This window comes from Janthinobacterium sp. NFX145, assembly GCF_049810325.1.
GTDB lineage: Bacteria > Pseudomonadota > Gammaproteobacteria > Burkholderiales > Burkholderiaceae_D > Janthinobacterium > Janthinobacterium rivuli.
Genome location: NZ_CP187360.1, coordinates 5447176 through 5461688, shown reverse-complemented (window position 1 = coordinate 5461688; position 14513 = coordinate 5447176). Strand labels below are relative to the sequence as shown.

Here is a 14513-nt window from a genome sequence, read left to right as displayed (position 1 = left end):
CCCGCGCGCCCGCACGGGGTCGCCAGGGTGGCAAAAACAGCAGGAACGGCACGTGTGGCGGCCAGTGGCGCGGCCCTAAACTCTGCGATAATTGTGCGATATTCCGCCCGTTCGCCGCTGTGTCTTCCCGGCTGGCGCGGCTCACCTTATTTTATTGGCATTATGCAAAACACCCTGCTGTTAGTCGACGGTTCCAGTTATCTTTATCGTGCCTTCCATGCGCTGCCCGACCTGCGCAGCCCGGATGGCTATCCCACGGGCGCCATGCACGGCATGGTCAACATGCTGCGCCGTTTGCGCGCCGATTTCCCGGCCGCTTACATCGCCTGCGTGTTCGATGCCAAAGGTAAAACTTTCCGCGATGACATGTATCCCGAATACAAGGCCACGCGCGCCTCGATGCCGGACGACCTGCGATTGCAGATCGAACCGATCCACGAAGCCGTGCGCGCCATGGGCTGGCCGATCCTGATGGTCGACGGCGTGGAAGCGGACGACGTGATTGGGACTTTGGCCGTGCAGGCCGCTAGCGCCGGCATGAACGTGGTGGTGTCGACTGGCGACAAGGACCTGGCGCAGCTGGTCAACAGCCAGGTGACCCTGATCAATACCATGAGCAATGAAAAGCTCGACGAAGCGGCCGTGCTGGTCAAATTCGGCGTGCCGCCGAACCGCATCATCGATTATCTGTCGCTGATCGGCGATACGGTCGACAACGTGCCGGGCGTATCGAAGTGCGGCCCGAAGACGGCCGTCAAATGGCTGACCTTGTACGACAGCCTGGAAGGCGTGATGGAAAACGCGGCCAGTGTGGGCGGCGCCGTCGGGGAAAACCTGCGCACGGCCCTGCCATGGCTGCCGCAGGCGCGCGCCTTGATTACCGTCAAGACCGATTGCGATTTGTCCGGGCACATGACGACGATCGCCGATTCGCTGGTGGCAAAACACGAAGACAAGGAAGCGCTGCTGGCCTTCTTCAACCGCTACGGCTTCAAGGCCCTGCTGCGCGAATTGGGTGCGGCACCGCCGCCGATGTCGCCGGTCGGTGCACCTGTTGCCGGCGGTGCTGTTGCCAACACGACCGGCGACATGTTTGCCGATGCCGCGCCAGCGGTGGAAGCCGTGTATGAAACCGTGCTGACGGATGAACAGCTGGACAAATGGATCGCGCTGATCGATGCGGCTGCCCTGACGGCTGTCGACACGGAAACCACGTCGCTGGAACCGATGACGGCGCAAATGGTCGGCATTTCCCTCTCCGTTGCCGAACACGCCGCCTGCTACATCCCGCTGGCCCACGATTACGCGGGCGCGCCGGAACAGTTGACGCGCGAACACGTGCTGGCGAAACTGCGCCCGTGGCTGGAAGATGCCAACAAGCCCAAGCTGGGCCAGAACCTGAAATACGACAGCCACATCTTCGCCAACCATGGCGTGACCCTGCGCGGCATCGCCCACGATACCTTGCTTGAATCGTATGTGTTCGAGTCGCACAAGAAGCACGACATGGACAGTCTGGCGCTGCGCCACCTGAACTACACGACGATTCCGTTCGAGGACGTGTGCGGCAAGGGCGCCAAGCAGATCACCTTCAACCAGGTGGAAGTGGAGCAGGCGGCCAAATACGCGGCCGAGGATGCCGACGTCACCTTGCGCCTGCACAATGCCATGTGGGGCAATGTGGCGAACGATGAAAAACTCACCTTCATCTATGAAAAGATCGAGATGCCGACGGCCGTGGTCTTGCAAAAGATCGAGCGCAACGGCGTGCTGATCGATGACGAGTTGCTCAACATCCAGTCGGCCGAGCTTGCCGTCAAGATTTTGGAACTGGAAAAGAAGGCATATGAACTGGCCGAGCAGCCGTTCAACCTCGGTTCGCCCAAGCAGATCGGCGAAATCTTCTTTGAAAAGCTGAAACTGCCGGTGGTCAAGAAAACCCCGACGGGCGCGCCATCGACGGATGAGGAAGTACTGCAAAAACTGGCCGAGGATTATCCGCTGCCCAAAGTGCTGCTGGAATACCGGGGCATGGCCAAGCTGAAATCGACCTACACGGATAAATTGCCGAAGATGATCAACGTCACGACGGGCAGGGTGCATACGAACTATGCGCAAGCCGTGGCCGTGACGGGACGACTGGCCTCGAACGATCCGAACTTGCAGAATATTCCCATCCGCAGCGCGGAAGGCCGCCGCATCCGCGAAGCGTTTATTGCGCCGCCCGGCAGCCACATCGTTTCGGCCGACTATTCGCAGATCGAATTGCGCATCATGGCGCATATCTCTGGCGACGAAGCCATGTTGCGCGCGTTTGCCGACGGCATCGATATTCACCGCGCCACGGCCGCCGAGATCTTTGGCGTGCCGGCTGCGGAAGTGCAGAGCGAGCAGCGCCGCTACGCCAAGGTCATCAACTTCGGCTTGATCTACGGCATGAGCGCATTCGGTCTGGCCGGCAACCTGGGCGTGGACCGCACGGCCGCGCAAAGCTATATCGACCGATATTTCGCCCGTTTTTCCGGCGTGAAACAGTATATGGAAGACACGCGCCAGCAAGCCAAGGCGCGCGGCTACGTGGAAACCGTGTTCGGCCGCCGCCTGTGGCTGCCGGAAATCAATTCGCCAAACGGCCCGCGCCGCCAGGGTGCGGAACGGGCGGCGATCAACGCGCCGATGCAAGGCACGGCGGCCGACCTGATCAAGCTGGCCATGATCGCCGTGCAAGGCTGGCTGGAAACGGACAACTTGCAAACAAAAATGATCATGCAGGTGCACGATGAACTGGTGCTGGAAGTGCCGGACGCGGAGCTGGAACTGGTCAAGCGCAAGCTGCCGGAACTGATGGCTGGCGTGGCCGAGTTGAAGGTGCCGCTGACGGCGGAAGTCGGTATCGGTAAAAATTGGGACGAAGCGCATTAACCATCTGACATAGCAGCAATGACCGTAGGTCGGCTTAGCGCGCAGCGCGTAAGCCGACATTTTTTGTCAACACACCCTTCAGGAGAAACGCATGAGCGACATGATCACCGATTGTGAAAGTTTGCTGGGCCAGAGCAGCTTGTCCGGGCCGGATGGCCGGCGTGGTTTCCTGAAGGTGGCGCTGGGCACGGGCTTTGCCGTGGCCGTGCTGCCCGTGGCGGCGCAAAACGTCATCAAGACGGATTCCGCCGGGCTTGTCACGGGCAGCATGTCGGTGATGGTCGATGGCCAGGCCGTGCCCGTGTACGCGGCGCAGCCGGAAGGCAAGACGGGTTTGCCCGTGGTACTGGTCATTTCGGAAATCTTTGGCGTGCATGAACATATCGCCGACATGGCGCGCCGTTTCGCCAAGCAGGGCTACCTGGCGCTGGCACCTGATCTGTTCGTGCGCCAGGGCGACCCGACCAAAGTGGGCAGCATCCCGGAGTTGATGAAAGGCATCATCGCCAAGACGCCGGACGCGCAAGTGATGGCGGACCTCGACGCGGTGGTGGCGTGGGCGAAGCAGAATGGCGGCGACACGAGCCGCCTGGGCATCACGGGTTTCTGCTGGGGTGGGCGCATCACCTGGCTGTACGCGGCGCACAATCCGGCCGTCAAGGCGGGCGTGGCCTGGTATGGCCGCCTCGTGGGCGAGTCCAATCCCTTGCAGCCAAGCAACCCCATCGATATCGCCCCGACCTTGAAAGTCCCCGTGCTGGGCTTGTATGGCGGCAAGGATACGGGCATCAGCCAGGAATCGATCGGCAAAATGAAGGAGGCGCTGGCCAAGGGCGGCAACAAGTCGGAATTTGTCGTGTATCCCGATGCGGGCCACGCCTTCAATGCAGATTACCGCCCCAGCTACGTGGCGGCCGATGCGAAAGACGGCTATGCGCGTTGTTTAGCCTGGTTCAAGCGCCACGGCGTGGCCTGATCGGCAACAGAAAAACACCGCATTTCCCAGAAGTTAACGCGAAAGGCGCACCGGGCTGTAAAATGCCCGCTGCGCGCCAATGCAGTACAATTGCATCTTCATCGCGCGACGCTGCCGCCAGACGCGCAAATGTAAACAATAGATAACAACGCATTCATCAGGCCAGACGCCAGCATCGCGGGCGCCAGTGACCCGGCGCCATTTTGAGGTAAGAAAATCATCGATCCCGTCCTTATATCCATTTTGCTCGCGACCACGATCGCGGGCGTGTTGAGCATTACCGCGGCGGCGATCTTTTCGTTTGCATTCCTGTCCAAAGTGGTCGAGCGCATGGTCAGCTTGTCCGTCGGCATCATGTTGTCGACGTCCTTGCTGCACGCCTTGCCCGAAGCGTTTGAATCGCAGGCGGACCCGCGCAGCCTGTTCGCCACCCTGCTGGCGGGCTTGCTGGCCTTTTTCATGCTGGAAAAATTCGCCATCCTGCGCCATTCGCACCACCACGAAGGCGATGGACACCACCATGCGCACGGCCACGACAAGCACGAGGCGGGCAAGGCCGGCTGGATGATTCTCGTCGGCGACGGCATGCACAACTTTACGGACGGCATCCTGATCGCCGCCGCCTTCCTGGCCGACCCGAAGCTGGGCCTGGTGACGGGCCTGGCCATCATCGCGCATGAAATCCCGCAGGAAATCGGCGATTTTATTGTACTGCTCAACGCCGGCTTCTCGCGCCTGCGTGCCTACATCTTCAACCTGCTGTGCAGCCTGATGGCGGTGGCGGGCGGCTTGCTCGGCTATTTCACCCTGGACCGCGCCAGCAATCTGATTCCTTACGTGCTCGTGTTCGCCTCGTCCGGCTTCATCTACATCGCCTTGAGCGACTTGATGCCGCAGATGCAGCGCCGCGCCACTCTGCGAGAAACCATTCCGCAAGTGCTGTTGATCGCGCTGGGCGTGTGCATCGTGCTGTTCCTGACGCACAAGCGCCACGGCGGTTGATGTACTGACTGTGTGGGTGTAGTATTGCCTTTCTGACTAACTTGCACAGAAAGGAGGAAAATATGGAAATTTTTATGCTCGCCCTATGGGATGCGCGTTCTTTAAGCACATTTGCCAGCTCTTGCCCACGTTCTATCGCGCTGCGATAACCTGGCCAGAGCAAAGTTACCCTCCTCCACGAGTCCTTTCCTGGTACTCCGTTGTCGTTAGCGCTCCTGTTAACGCGGATGCTTGCATCCCGAACAAAGACAAGAGCCATGACTACCCTTATCTCGACACAAGCTTTACAACTGGATACCCACGACGGTTTCCTCTTCAACGAACTCGCCTTTACCTTGCGCCAGGGCGACCGCATCGGCCTGATCGGCCACAATGGCTGCGGCAAATCCACCTTGCTGGGTCTGCTCAGCGGCACGCGCGAAGCCACGTCCGGCACCATCCACTACGCCCGTGCCTGCCGCTTGCAGCATGTGGAGCAGCATTTGCCGGCCGAACTTGCCAACCTGAGCCTGTACGACGCCTTGCTGGCGCCCGTGCTGGAGCAGCCGGAACTGCATTGGCGGGTCGACAGCCTGCTGGCTGAACTGGGTTTCGACCAGGAAACCGCGCAAGTGCCCGTGCATTCTTTATCCGGCGGCCAGCACACGCGGCTGCTGCTGGGACGGGCCCTGCTGCAGGAACCGAACGTGCTGCTGCTCGACGAACCGAGCAATCACCTGGATTTGCCGTCGCTGCTGTGGCTGGAGCAATTCCTGCTGGCCTGGCGCGGCGCCTTCATCCTCGTCTCGCACGACCAGCGCCTGCTCGACAATGTTGCCACGCGCAGCTGGATCTTGCGCGATAGCCGCCTGTACGACTTCGACTTGCCGTGCGGCCCCGCGCTGGCGGCGCTTGCCGAAGCCGATCTTGCCGCGGCCGCCCGCCATGCGGCCGAACAAAAGGAAATCGACCGCCTGTCGGCCAGCAGCGCCCGCCTGGCCCTGTGGGGCCGCACCTATGACAATGAAGACCTGGCGCGCAAGGCCAAGACCATGCAGCGGCGCATTGATAAATTGAAGGATGTGCAATCGTTCGTCAGCGATGGCGCGCCGTGGTGCTTGAGCCTGCGCGGCAAGGCGCTGGCGGCCGACCAGTTGCTGGCGCTGGACGAACTCGATGTGCGCGCCGTGCCCACGTCTGCCGTACTATTCCGGGTCGGCCAGCTGTGGCTGAAACCGGGTGACCGCATCGCCTTGCTGGGCGCCAACGGCAGCGGCAAATCGTCCTTGCTGCGCCTGTGCTGGCAAGCGATACAGGCGCAGGACGAGCGGCCTGACTTGCGCTACCACAAGGCGGCCAACATCGGCTATTACGACCAGTCGCTCAAGCAACTGGCGGACGATGCGGATTTGTCCGACGCCCTGTACCCGTTTGCCGTGCAAAACGAGGCTGCGCGCAGCCAGGTGGCGCGCAAGCAGGCCTTGATTGCGGCAGGCTTTCCGTATGCGCGCCATGGCCAGACAGTCGCGACCCTGAGCGGCGGCGAGCGGGCGCGGCTGCTGTTTCTGGCCTTGTCCCTGGCCAGCTACCACTTGCTGCTGCTGGACGAACCCAGCAACCATCTGGACATGCAGGGCAAGGCGGAACTGGGGCAAGCGCTGCTCAGCTTTGCCGGCGGCTGTTTATTGGTATCGCACGACCGCGATCTGATCGAGACGGCCTGCAACCGTTTTTGGGTGGTGGCCGATGGCGGGCTGGCAGAGTGGCCCGATGCGGCCAGCGCGTATGCACGGCTGAGCGCGGAAGATGGGCAAGCGCTGACGCCCGTGCCGCGCGTGGAGAATGTATCTCCGGTACTGGCGGATGTCGACGTGCAGCTGGGGCGCTTGTGTGAACTGGAGCAATTGCTGGCCGAGGACCTGGCACGCAAGCCGCGCCACCAGAAGCCGGCCAGCCAGCAGGCGTGGCTGGCGGAACTGGAACGTTTGAATCAAGCGCTGGGGATAACGTCGTAGTTATCCACTGGTAAGAAAATGGCGGACCAGTTGGTCCGCCATTTTTTAATTCCCCGTCGCCACAGGCCGCGCCGGATCGGCGCACCATTCGCTCCACGAGCCCGGATACAGGGCCGCGCCAGGTAAACCTGCCACTTCCAGGGCCAGCAGGTTGTGGCAAGCCGTCACGCCGGAGCCGCACTGCAGGATGGCGGCTTGCGGCGAGGCGATCAATGCGCTGAAGTCGCGCTGCAGTTCGTCCGCGCTTTTGAAGCGGCCGTCCGCTTGCAAGTTATCCTTGAAAAAACGGTTTTTCGCGCCGGGGATATGGCCGCCGACGGGGTCGATGGTTTCGTTTTCGCCGCGATAACGGTCGGGTGCCCGCGCGTCGATGACGGTCAAGGCCTGGGTTTCCAGGTTGGCGATGACGTCCTGCACGCTGACCGTGCGCGTCAGGCTGGCTTTTTCCGTCAGGGTGCCCACAGGGCGGGGCGCCACGGGCGTGACCAGTGGCAAGCCTTGCGCCTGCCAGGAGGCCAGGCCGCCGTCGAGCACGGCGACTGCCGGGTGGCCGAGCCAGCGCAGCAGCCACCACACACGGGCGGCGAACATGCCGCCCTGGCCGTCATAGGCGATCACTTGCGTGTCGTCATTGATTCCCCAGCCGCGCAGAGTGGCCAGCAGGGCGTTGCGCTCGGGCAAGGGGTGGCGCCCCGTAAAATCTGCACCGCGCGCCGTCTTGGGGCCGGACAGGGCCGTGTCGATATCGGCGAACTGCGCGTTCTGGATATGGCCGGCGGCAAACGCGTCGCTGCCGGCGGTCGGGTTGAGCAAGTCGTGGCGGCAATCAAGGATGACCCAGTTGCTGTCGTTCAGGTGGTCGGCCAGTTCGCTGGCCTGTAACAAGGTGGTGTACATCGGAAACGCTCCTTTACACTTCGCTGGCAATCGGATCCGTGCGCGCGATCGCCGCGCCACGGGCCGTGTTGCGGGTATTGTAATAGGTTGCCGCAATGCCGGACGCGAGAATGATGCCGATGCCGGCCCAGCCGTGCCAGTCGAACAGGTCGCCGAAGATCACCACGCCCCAGAAGCTGGAAAAGACGATGCCCGTGTATTGCAAGTTCGCCACCACGAGGGTCTTGCCCAGGCGATAGGCGCGCGTCATGGCCATCTGCGCCATGGTGGCGCACAGGCCGATGGCGGCCAGCAAGCCGATGCCATAGCCGCTCGTGTGCGCGTGCCAGACGACGTGGCCGCCGCCAGCGCTGGCCACGTGGCCGATCACGCCGGCCAGGAAGTTGACGACCGAGAAATAAAACACGACCCGGTATTCGGGTTCGCCCAGCAAGCCCAGCTTGCGCACCTGCAAATAGGCGAGGGCCGACAGCATGCCGGAAATCAAGGCCGTGATGGCGCCGGCCGCCTGGTCCGTTTCGAACACGGGTTGCAGCAGCAGGGTCACGCCGACAAAGCTCATGGCAATGGCCGCCACCAGCGGCCACTCGACTTGTTTTGTTGCTTTCCACCAGCCACCGGCCAGCAGGATCACGGCGATCCAGATGGGCGCCATATAGTTCAGCGTCATGGCCGTGGCCAGCGGCAGGATGGCGATCGCATAAAACCACAGCCACAGGGCGATCACGCCCACCACGCCGCGCCACAGATGCTGGCCCGGCATCGTGGTTTTAAAACTGCCGCCCTGGTACAAAATCGTGCAGCTCATGACGGTCATGCCGATGATGCCGCGGTACATGACGATTTCGGACGTCGAATACATATCCGACGCCAGTTTGACGCACACGCCCATGATGGCGAACATGAAACTGGCAAATAACATCCATAAAGACTGCATGAATACATCCTGGTGACGGAAATGAAAAAGGCCGCACGAGGCGGCCCTGGAGGGAATTACAGTTCGATATTGTTGCGGTACCACTCGTGGAAATGCTGCATGCCGTCTTCCATGGGCGACTGGTAAGGGCCCACTTCGCTCACGCCGCGCGCCATCAGGGCCTTGCGGCCCGCATCCATGCGCAGGGCGATTTCATCGTCCTCGACGCAGGTTTCCATGTAGGCGGCCCGTTCCGCTTCGACGAAGTCGCGCTCGAACAGCACGATTTCTTCCGGATAATAGAACTCGACCACGTTGCGCGTCTTTTGCGGACCGTCGGGCCACAGGGTCGAGACGATCAGCACGTGCGGATACCATTCCACCATGATGTTCGGATACAGGGTCAGCCAGATGGCGCCATACGGCGGTGCTTCGCCGCCACGGAATTGCAGCACCTGCTCCTGCCATTTCTTGTAGGCGGGCGAACCGGCCTGCTGCAAGCCGCGATGCACGCCCACCGTTTGCACGCTGTAATCCTTGCCGAACTCCCAGCGCAGGTCATCGCAGCTGACGAAGCTGCCCAGGCCCGGATGGAACGGTTCCACGTGATAGTCTTCCAGATAGACTTCGATGAAGGTCTTCCAGTTGTAGTCGCACTCGTGGATTTCCACGTGGTCGAACATGTAACCGGAAAAATCGAGTTCTTTCGAGACGGAAAAATCTTTCAATTTTTCCATCACGTTGTAGCCATTTTGCTCGAACAGCAAGCCATTCCAGCTTTGCAGCGGCGTTTTCGACAGGTTCAGGCACGGCGTCTCGGGGAAATGCGGCGCGCCGATCAGTTCGCCCTTGAGGTCGTAGGTCCAGCGGTGCAGCGGGCAGACGATGTTGTTTGCATTGCCGCGGCCATTGAACATCAGCGCCTGCCGGTGGCGGCACACGTTGGACAGCACTTCGATGCCATTGGCGTTGCGCACGAGCATGCGCCCTTCGTTCTCAGACGCCAGGGTCGCAAAATCGCCGGTTTCCGGCACCATCAGCTCATGCCCGACATAGCGCGGGCCGGCTTGGAACAATTGCTGCATTTCACGCTGCAACAGCGTTTCGTCAAAATAGACGTGGACCGGAAGTTGCGCGTTTGAGCGCGCCAGCTTGGCGTGAGTAGCCAGATCGGACATCCCAACCCCCCATAAATGTACAACGGTCAGCAGTGCCCCAGGCCATTCCCTGGGCAGCCGCTACAGAGAGAAAGAATCCGCAAAGACCTGAATTCAAATTTGTTGAAACGGTATTTCGGACAGAACCGGCGATTATAGCGCGGATCGGCCTCGGCATTATCAAAACCCCCCCGGCAAATAGGCTATTAATGAGAAACATTGTCATTTGGCGCGCAATTTCCTGTAGATGGGGGCGATTGCGCTAAAATTCACTGCCAAGCTGGCAACGCTATTGACTTTGAGCGCGCCGATTGCGCTTTAGTTTTCACTTAATAGTGTGGTTTGTTCTAAAATAACGCTTCTATGCTGGCCGGGAATCCCCGGCGTCTCCCTACAAGCCCCTCGTGCCACGAAGAGATCTGAGTCTATGTCGAAGAAATTAACTGCCGCTGCCGCAGCGCCGGCCTCGTTTGAAGAGGCGATGGCGGAACTGGCGCAGCTGGTAACGCAAATGGAAGCGGGCCAGTTGCCGCTGGAAGCATCGGTCGCGGCCTACCAGCGCGGCTCGGAACTGGTCAAGTATTGCGCTACCCAGCTCGACAGTGTCGAAGCGCAGGTGAAAGTATTGGAAGGCGACATGTTGAAACCGTTCGTGGATGCCGGCGAGGCCGCCCAATGATGGCCAGCGTGCAACAAGACGGCGTGACCTTCGGCGACTGGATGCAAGCGACCCAGTCCGGCGTGGAAGCTCGGCTCGACCAGTTCCTGCCGGCGGCGGACGTCGTGCCGCACAAGCTGCACGCGGCCATGCGCTATGCGCTGCTCGGTGGCGGCAAGCGCGTGCGCCCGCTGCTGGTGATGGCGGCTGGCGAATTGTTTGATGCCGATCAAGATACCCTCGCGCGCGCCGCTTGCGCGCTGGAAATGATTCACGTGTATTCGCTCGTGCATGACGACATGCCGTGCATGGATGACGATGCCTTGCGCCGTGGCAAACCCACCGTGCACATCGCCTACGATGAAGCGACGGCCCTGCTGGTCGGCGACGCCCTGCAATCGCAGGCCTTCATGCTGCTGGCCGAAGGCGCGGCCATTCCGCCAGCGCGGCAAATGGCCATGGTGCGCCTGCTGGCACAGGCTTCCGGGTCTAGCGGCATGTGCGGCGGCCAGGCGATCGACCTCGACAGCGTCGGCCTGGCCTTGACCTTGCCGCAGCTGGAACAGATGCATCAACTGAAAACGGGCGCCTTGCTGCGCGCGGCCGTGATCCTCGGCGCGCTGGCCGGCAAGGACTTGACGCCAGACGAGATGACGGCGCTGAACGCGTATGCGCGCGCTGTCGGGCTGGCGTTCCAGGTGGTCGACGACGTGCTCGACGCCACGGCCGATTCGGCCACCCTGGGCAAGACGGCAGGCAAGGATGCGGCCGCCAACAAGCCCACTTACGTATCGATACTGGGGCTGGAACCATCGAGAGCCCTGGCAGAACAATTGCGGTGCGACGCCCATGCGGCGCTGGCGCCATTCGGGGACAAGGCACGCCGTCTGCGCGAGCTGGCAGACCTGGTCGTGCAGCGGAAGGCATAAATGAAACTGTTAGAAACCATCAATGAACCAGCGCAAGTGCGCAAGCTGGCCCGCTCGCAACTGGTGCCGCTGGCGCAGGAATTGCGCGGCTTCCTGCTCGATTCCGTTTCCAAGACGGGCGGCCACTTGTCGTCCAACCTGGGCACGGTCGAGCTGACCGTCGCGCTGCATTACGTGTTCAACACGCCGCACGACCGCATCGTGTGGGACGTGGGCCACCAGACCTATTCGCACAAGATTCTCACGGGCCGCCGCGAGCGCATGCACACCCTGCGCCAGAAGGACGGCATTTCCGGCTTCCCGAAACGCGATGAAAGCGAATACGACACCTTCGGCACGGCGCATTCGTCGACGTCGATCTCGGCCGCGCTGGGCATGGCCCAGGCCGCCAAGATCAAGGGCGACCCGCTGCACGCGATCGCCGTGATCGGCGACGGCTCGATGACGGCCGGCATGGCCTTCGAGGCGATGAACAATGCTGGCGTGCAAGAAGACGTCAACCTGCTGGTGATCCTGAACGACAACGACATGTCGATCTCGCCGCCCGTGGGCGCGCTGAACCGCCACCTGGCGCGCTTGATGTCGGGCCAGTTCTATGCGGCCGCGAAAAATGTCGGCAAGTCCGTCTTGCCCGGCCCCGTGCTGGAGCTGGCGAAGCGCTTTGAAGAGCACGCCAAAGGCATGGTCGTGCCCGCCACCATGTTCGAGGAATTCGGTTTTAACTATATCGGCCCCATCGATGGCCACGACCTCGATTCGCTGATCCCGACCTTGCAAAACATCAAGCAACTGAAGGGCCCGCAATTCCTGCACGTGGTCACCAAGAAGGGGCAAGGCTACAAGCTGGCCGAGGCGGAGCCGATCCTGTACCACGGCACGGGCAAGTTCAATCCGGCGGAAGGCATCAAGCCAGCCACGGCGCCGGCCAAGATGACGTACACGGAAGTGTTCGGCAACTGGCTGTGCGACATGGCCGCGCACGACAAGCGCCTGGTGGGCATCACGCCGGCCATGCGCGAAGGTTCGGGTATGGTCAAGTTCGAACAGCAATATCCGAACCGCTATTTCGACGTCGGCATTGCCGAGCAGCATTCCGTGACCTTCGGCGCAGGCCTGGCTTGCGAAGGCTTGAAACCCGTCGTGGCCATCTATTCCACGTTCCTGCAGCGCGCCTACGACCAGCTGATCCACGACGTGGCCCTGCAAAACCTGGACGTGACGTTCGCCCTGGACCGTGCCGGCCTGGTGGGCGCCGATGGCGCCACGCATGCGGGCAACTACGACATGGCGTTTCTGCGCTGCATCCCGAACATGGTCGTCATGGCCGCGTCGGACGAAAACGAATGCCGCCAGATGCTCACCACGGGTTACCACTATCCGGGCCCGGCCGCCATCCGCTATCCGCGCGGCGCCGGTGCGGGCGTGGCCATCGTGCCGGAACTGACCAGCATCGAGATCGGCAAGGGCGAGCTCAAGCGCCACGGCAAGCGCATCGCCATCCTCGCCTTCGGCTCGATGGTGGCGCCGAGCGTGGCGGCGGGCGAGAAGCTCGACGCGACGGTCGCCAACATGCGCTTCGTCAAGCCGCTCGACGTGGCGCTGGTGAAACAGCTGGCTGCGGAACACGATTACCTGGTGACGGTGGAAGAGGGCTGCATCATGGGCGGCGCCGGTTCGGCCGTGGCCGAAGCGCTGGCGGCGGAAGGGATCGTCAAGCCGATCCTGATGCTGGGTTTGCCAGACGTCTTCATCGACCATGGCGACCCCGTGCAGTTGCTGAAAAGCGTGGGTCTCGATGCGAACGGCATCGCCGCGTCGATCGAGCAGCGTTTTGGCGGCACGCAGCCGCGCCTGGCCGCCGTCAGCTAAGTTTGCCTGCATACTGAGAAGCGGCACTGCGGTGCCGCTTTTTTTGGCTCTGTCATCGGCAAGTAGGGGAAATGCCGGAATCTTCCTGTGACCGTGCTGTCTGACTCTGCATACCCACCCTGCAGGAGCAGATCATGCGGCCAGCCGAATGGATCACCTTGATTGCGCAGTTTGCTCAGTTGAGCCAGCGTCAGCGGCAAGCAAGCATTGCCCTGCTGTGTGGCAGCGCGCCACACGACGCGACCGTCGCGCTGCTGGAAAGTGTGGCCCAACCGCGATTGGCCTGTCCCGCCTGCCATTCAGACCACTTGCACCGGCATGGCCATGCGCACGGTTTGCAGCGCTACCGCTGCGTGTCCTGCGGCCGCACCTTCAATGCCTTGACGGGCACGCCGCTGGCCCGCTTGCGCCACAAGGCGCTGTGGCTCGATTATGCCGATTACCTGCTGGCATCGGATTCCGTGCGCAAGGCGGCGTTACAGCTGGGCGTACACCGCAACACGACGTTCCGCTGGCGCCACCGGTTTTTGTCGTTGGCAAAGACGGACAGACCGCATGGTTTGCACGGCATTGCCGAAGCCGACGAGTTATATCTGCTGGAATCGGAAAAGGGATCCAGAAACATGACGCGTCCGGCGCGCCGCCGGGGCGGCCATGCCCACAAGCGCGGCATTTCCAATGAACAGGTCTGCATCCTGGTGGCACGCGACCGCACGGGGCAGACGCTCGATTTTGTCACGGGGAAAGGGGCGTTGACGAAAGCGCAGCTGCATCATTGCTTGTTGCCTGTCATCGACAAGGACGTGCTGCTGGTGACTGATGGCCATGCCGCCTACCGGGCCTTTGCGAGGGAAGCGGGCATCAGCCACCAGGCCGTCAACTTGCGCGCCGGCATCCGCGTGCAGGGCGCCGCCCATGTGCAGAACGTCAATGCCTATCACAGCCGTTTGCGGCAATGGCTGGGTCCGTTTCATGGCGTGGCGACGCGCTACCTGCCGAACTACCTGGGATGGCGCTGGATACTCGACGCCAGGCGTATCCGCTCACCGGAAACGTTATTGAAAGCAACGCTGGGCGCATTCCCACATTTGACGGTGACATAGCCTTTTTTTTCGTTCGCAGGAATTTTACGCTGCACTGCAACATTTTCTGCCGGGGAATGCTACGATGACGCTTTGATACCTTTTCAAAGT

The 14513-nt window shown here is 61.7% G+C and carries 11 protein-coding genes; 8 read left to right on the top strand and 3 right to left on the bottom strand.

All coding sequences use genetic code 11. The annotated features are described in order from the left end of the window. The first annotated feature begins 162 nt into the window (after positions 1–162). From polA to ACPJXG_RS24415, 4 genes are all read left to right on the top strand, one after another. Positions 163–2922, top strand: coding sequence for a DNA polymerase I (gene polA, locus ACPJXG_RS24430; protein ID WP_425252584.1), 2760 nt, complete (start codon positions 163–165; stop codon positions 2920–2922). Between the two features lie 91 nt (positions 2923–3013). Then, complete coding sequence (locus tag ACPJXG_RS24425; protein ID WP_425252583.1) at positions 3014–3898, top strand: dienelactone hydrolase family protein; 885 nt, start codon at positions 3014–3016, stop codon at positions 3896–3898. A 243-nt stretch (positions 3899–4141) separates the two neighbouring features. After that, entirely contained in the window at positions 4142–4900 is a 759-nt protein-coding gene (locus ACPJXG_RS24420; RefSeq protein ID WP_051959370.1) for a ZIP family metal transporter, read from the top strand. 257 nt (positions 4901–5157) lie between these two features. Beyond that, on the top strand, positions 5158–6894 hold the full coding sequence (locus tag ACPJXG_RS24415; RefSeq protein WP_425252582.1) for an ABC-F family ATP-binding cassette domain-containing protein: 1737 nt from the start codon (positions 5158–5160) through the stop codon (positions 6892–6894). 45 nt (positions 6895–6939) lie between these two features. Here ACPJXG_RS24415 and ACPJXG_RS24410 read toward each other — a convergent pair whose 3' ends face one another. The 3 genes from ACPJXG_RS24410 to ACPJXG_RS24400 are packed head-to-tail and all read right to left on the bottom strand — an operon-like array spanning position 6940 to position 9885. Then, entirely contained in the window at positions 6940–7791 is an 852-nt protein-coding gene (locus tag ACPJXG_RS24410; RefSeq protein ID WP_425252581.1) for a sulfurtransferase, read from the bottom strand. A 13-nt stretch (positions 7792–7804) separates the two neighbouring features. Further along, positions 7805–8728 (bottom strand): DMT family transporter, encoded by a 924-nt coding sequence (locus ACPJXG_RS24405; protein ID WP_322426516.1) that lies wholly within the window; start codon positions 8726–8728, stop codon positions 7805–7807. A gap of 56 nt (positions 8729–8784) precedes the next feature. Continuing rightward, the gene (locus ACPJXG_RS24400; protein ID WP_425252580.1) at positions 8785–9885 is read right to left on the bottom strand and encodes an aromatic ring-hydroxylating oxygenase subunit alpha; all 1101 of its coding nucleotides are present in this window, start codon (positions 9883–9885) and stop codon (positions 8785–8787) included. Positions 9886–10291: 406 nt separating this feature from the next. On the opposite strand from ACPJXG_RS24400, the gene ACPJXG_RS24395 reads away from it, so the two are divergent. The 4 genes from ACPJXG_RS24395 (at position 10292) to ACPJXG_RS24380 (ending at position 14423) form a co-directional block, all read left to right on the top strand. After that, a complete protein-coding gene (locus ACPJXG_RS24395; RefSeq protein ID WP_046683420.1) occupies positions 10292–10543 on the top strand; it encodes an exodeoxyribonuclease VII small subunit in 252 nt (83 codons plus the stop codon). 41 nt (positions 10544–10584) lie between these two features. Further along, positions 10585–11451, top strand: a complete 867-nt coding sequence (locus ACPJXG_RS24390) for a polyprenyl synthetase family protein (RefSeq protein WP_425254790.1) — start codon at positions 10585–10587, stop codon at positions 11449–11451. After that, the gene (gene dxs / locus ACPJXG_RS24385; protein WP_425252579.1) at positions 11452–13320 is read left to right on the top strand and encodes a 1-deoxy-D-xylulose-5-phosphate synthase; all 1869 of its coding nucleotides are present in this window, start codon (positions 11452–11454) and stop codon (positions 13318–13320) included. A 134-nt stretch (positions 13321–13454) separates the two neighbouring features. Continuing rightward, a complete protein-coding gene (locus tag ACPJXG_RS24380) occupies positions 13455–14423 on the top strand; it encodes an IS1595 family transposase (RefSeq protein ID WP_402720205.1) in 969 nt (322 codons plus the stop codon). The last annotated feature ends 90 nt before the right edge of the window (positions 14424–14513 follow it).

What these genes read in the sequence shown, in the direction of transcription:
- ACPJXG_RS24410 (WP_425252581.1), bottom strand. Translation starts at nt 7,791, where the DNA reads ATGTACACCACCTTGTTACAGGCCAGCGAACTGGCCGACCACCTGAAC.
- ACPJXG_RS24380 (WP_402720205.1), top strand. Translation starts at nt 13,455, where the DNA reads ATGCGGCCAGCCGAATGGATCACCTTGATTGCGCAGTTTGCTCAGTTG.
- ACPJXG_RS24395 (WP_046683420.1), top strand. Translation starts at nt 10,292, where the DNA reads ATGTCGAAGAAATTAACTGCCGCTGCCGCAGCGCCGGCCTCGTTTGAA.
- ACPJXG_RS24400 (WP_425252580.1), bottom strand. Translation starts at nt 9,885, where the DNA reads ATGTCCGATCTGGCTACTCACGCCAAGCTGGCGCGCTCAAACGCGCAA.
- ACPJXG_RS24390 (WP_425254790.1), top strand. Translation starts at nt 10,585, where the DNA reads ATGCAAGCGACCCAGTCCGGCGTGGAAGCTCGGCTCGACCAGTTCCTG.
- ACPJXG_RS24415 (WP_425252582.1), top strand. Translation starts at nt 5,158, where the DNA reads ATGACTACCCTTATCTCGACACAAGCTTTACAACTGGATACCCACGAC.
- dxs (WP_425252579.1), top strand. Translation starts at nt 11,452, where the DNA reads ATGAAACTGTTAGAAACCATCAATGAACCAGCGCAAGTGCGCAAGCTG.
- polA (WP_425252584.1), top strand. Translation starts at nt 163, where the DNA reads ATGCAAAACACCCTGCTGTTAGTCGACGGTTCCAGTTATCTTTATCGT.
- ACPJXG_RS24425 (WP_425252583.1), top strand. Translation starts at nt 3,014, where the DNA reads ATGAGCGACATGATCACCGATTGTGAAAGTTTGCTGGGCCAGAGCAGC.
- ACPJXG_RS24405 (WP_322426516.1), bottom strand. Translation starts at nt 8,728, where the DNA reads ATGCAGTCTTTATGGATGTTATTTGCCAGTTTCATGTTCGCCATCATG.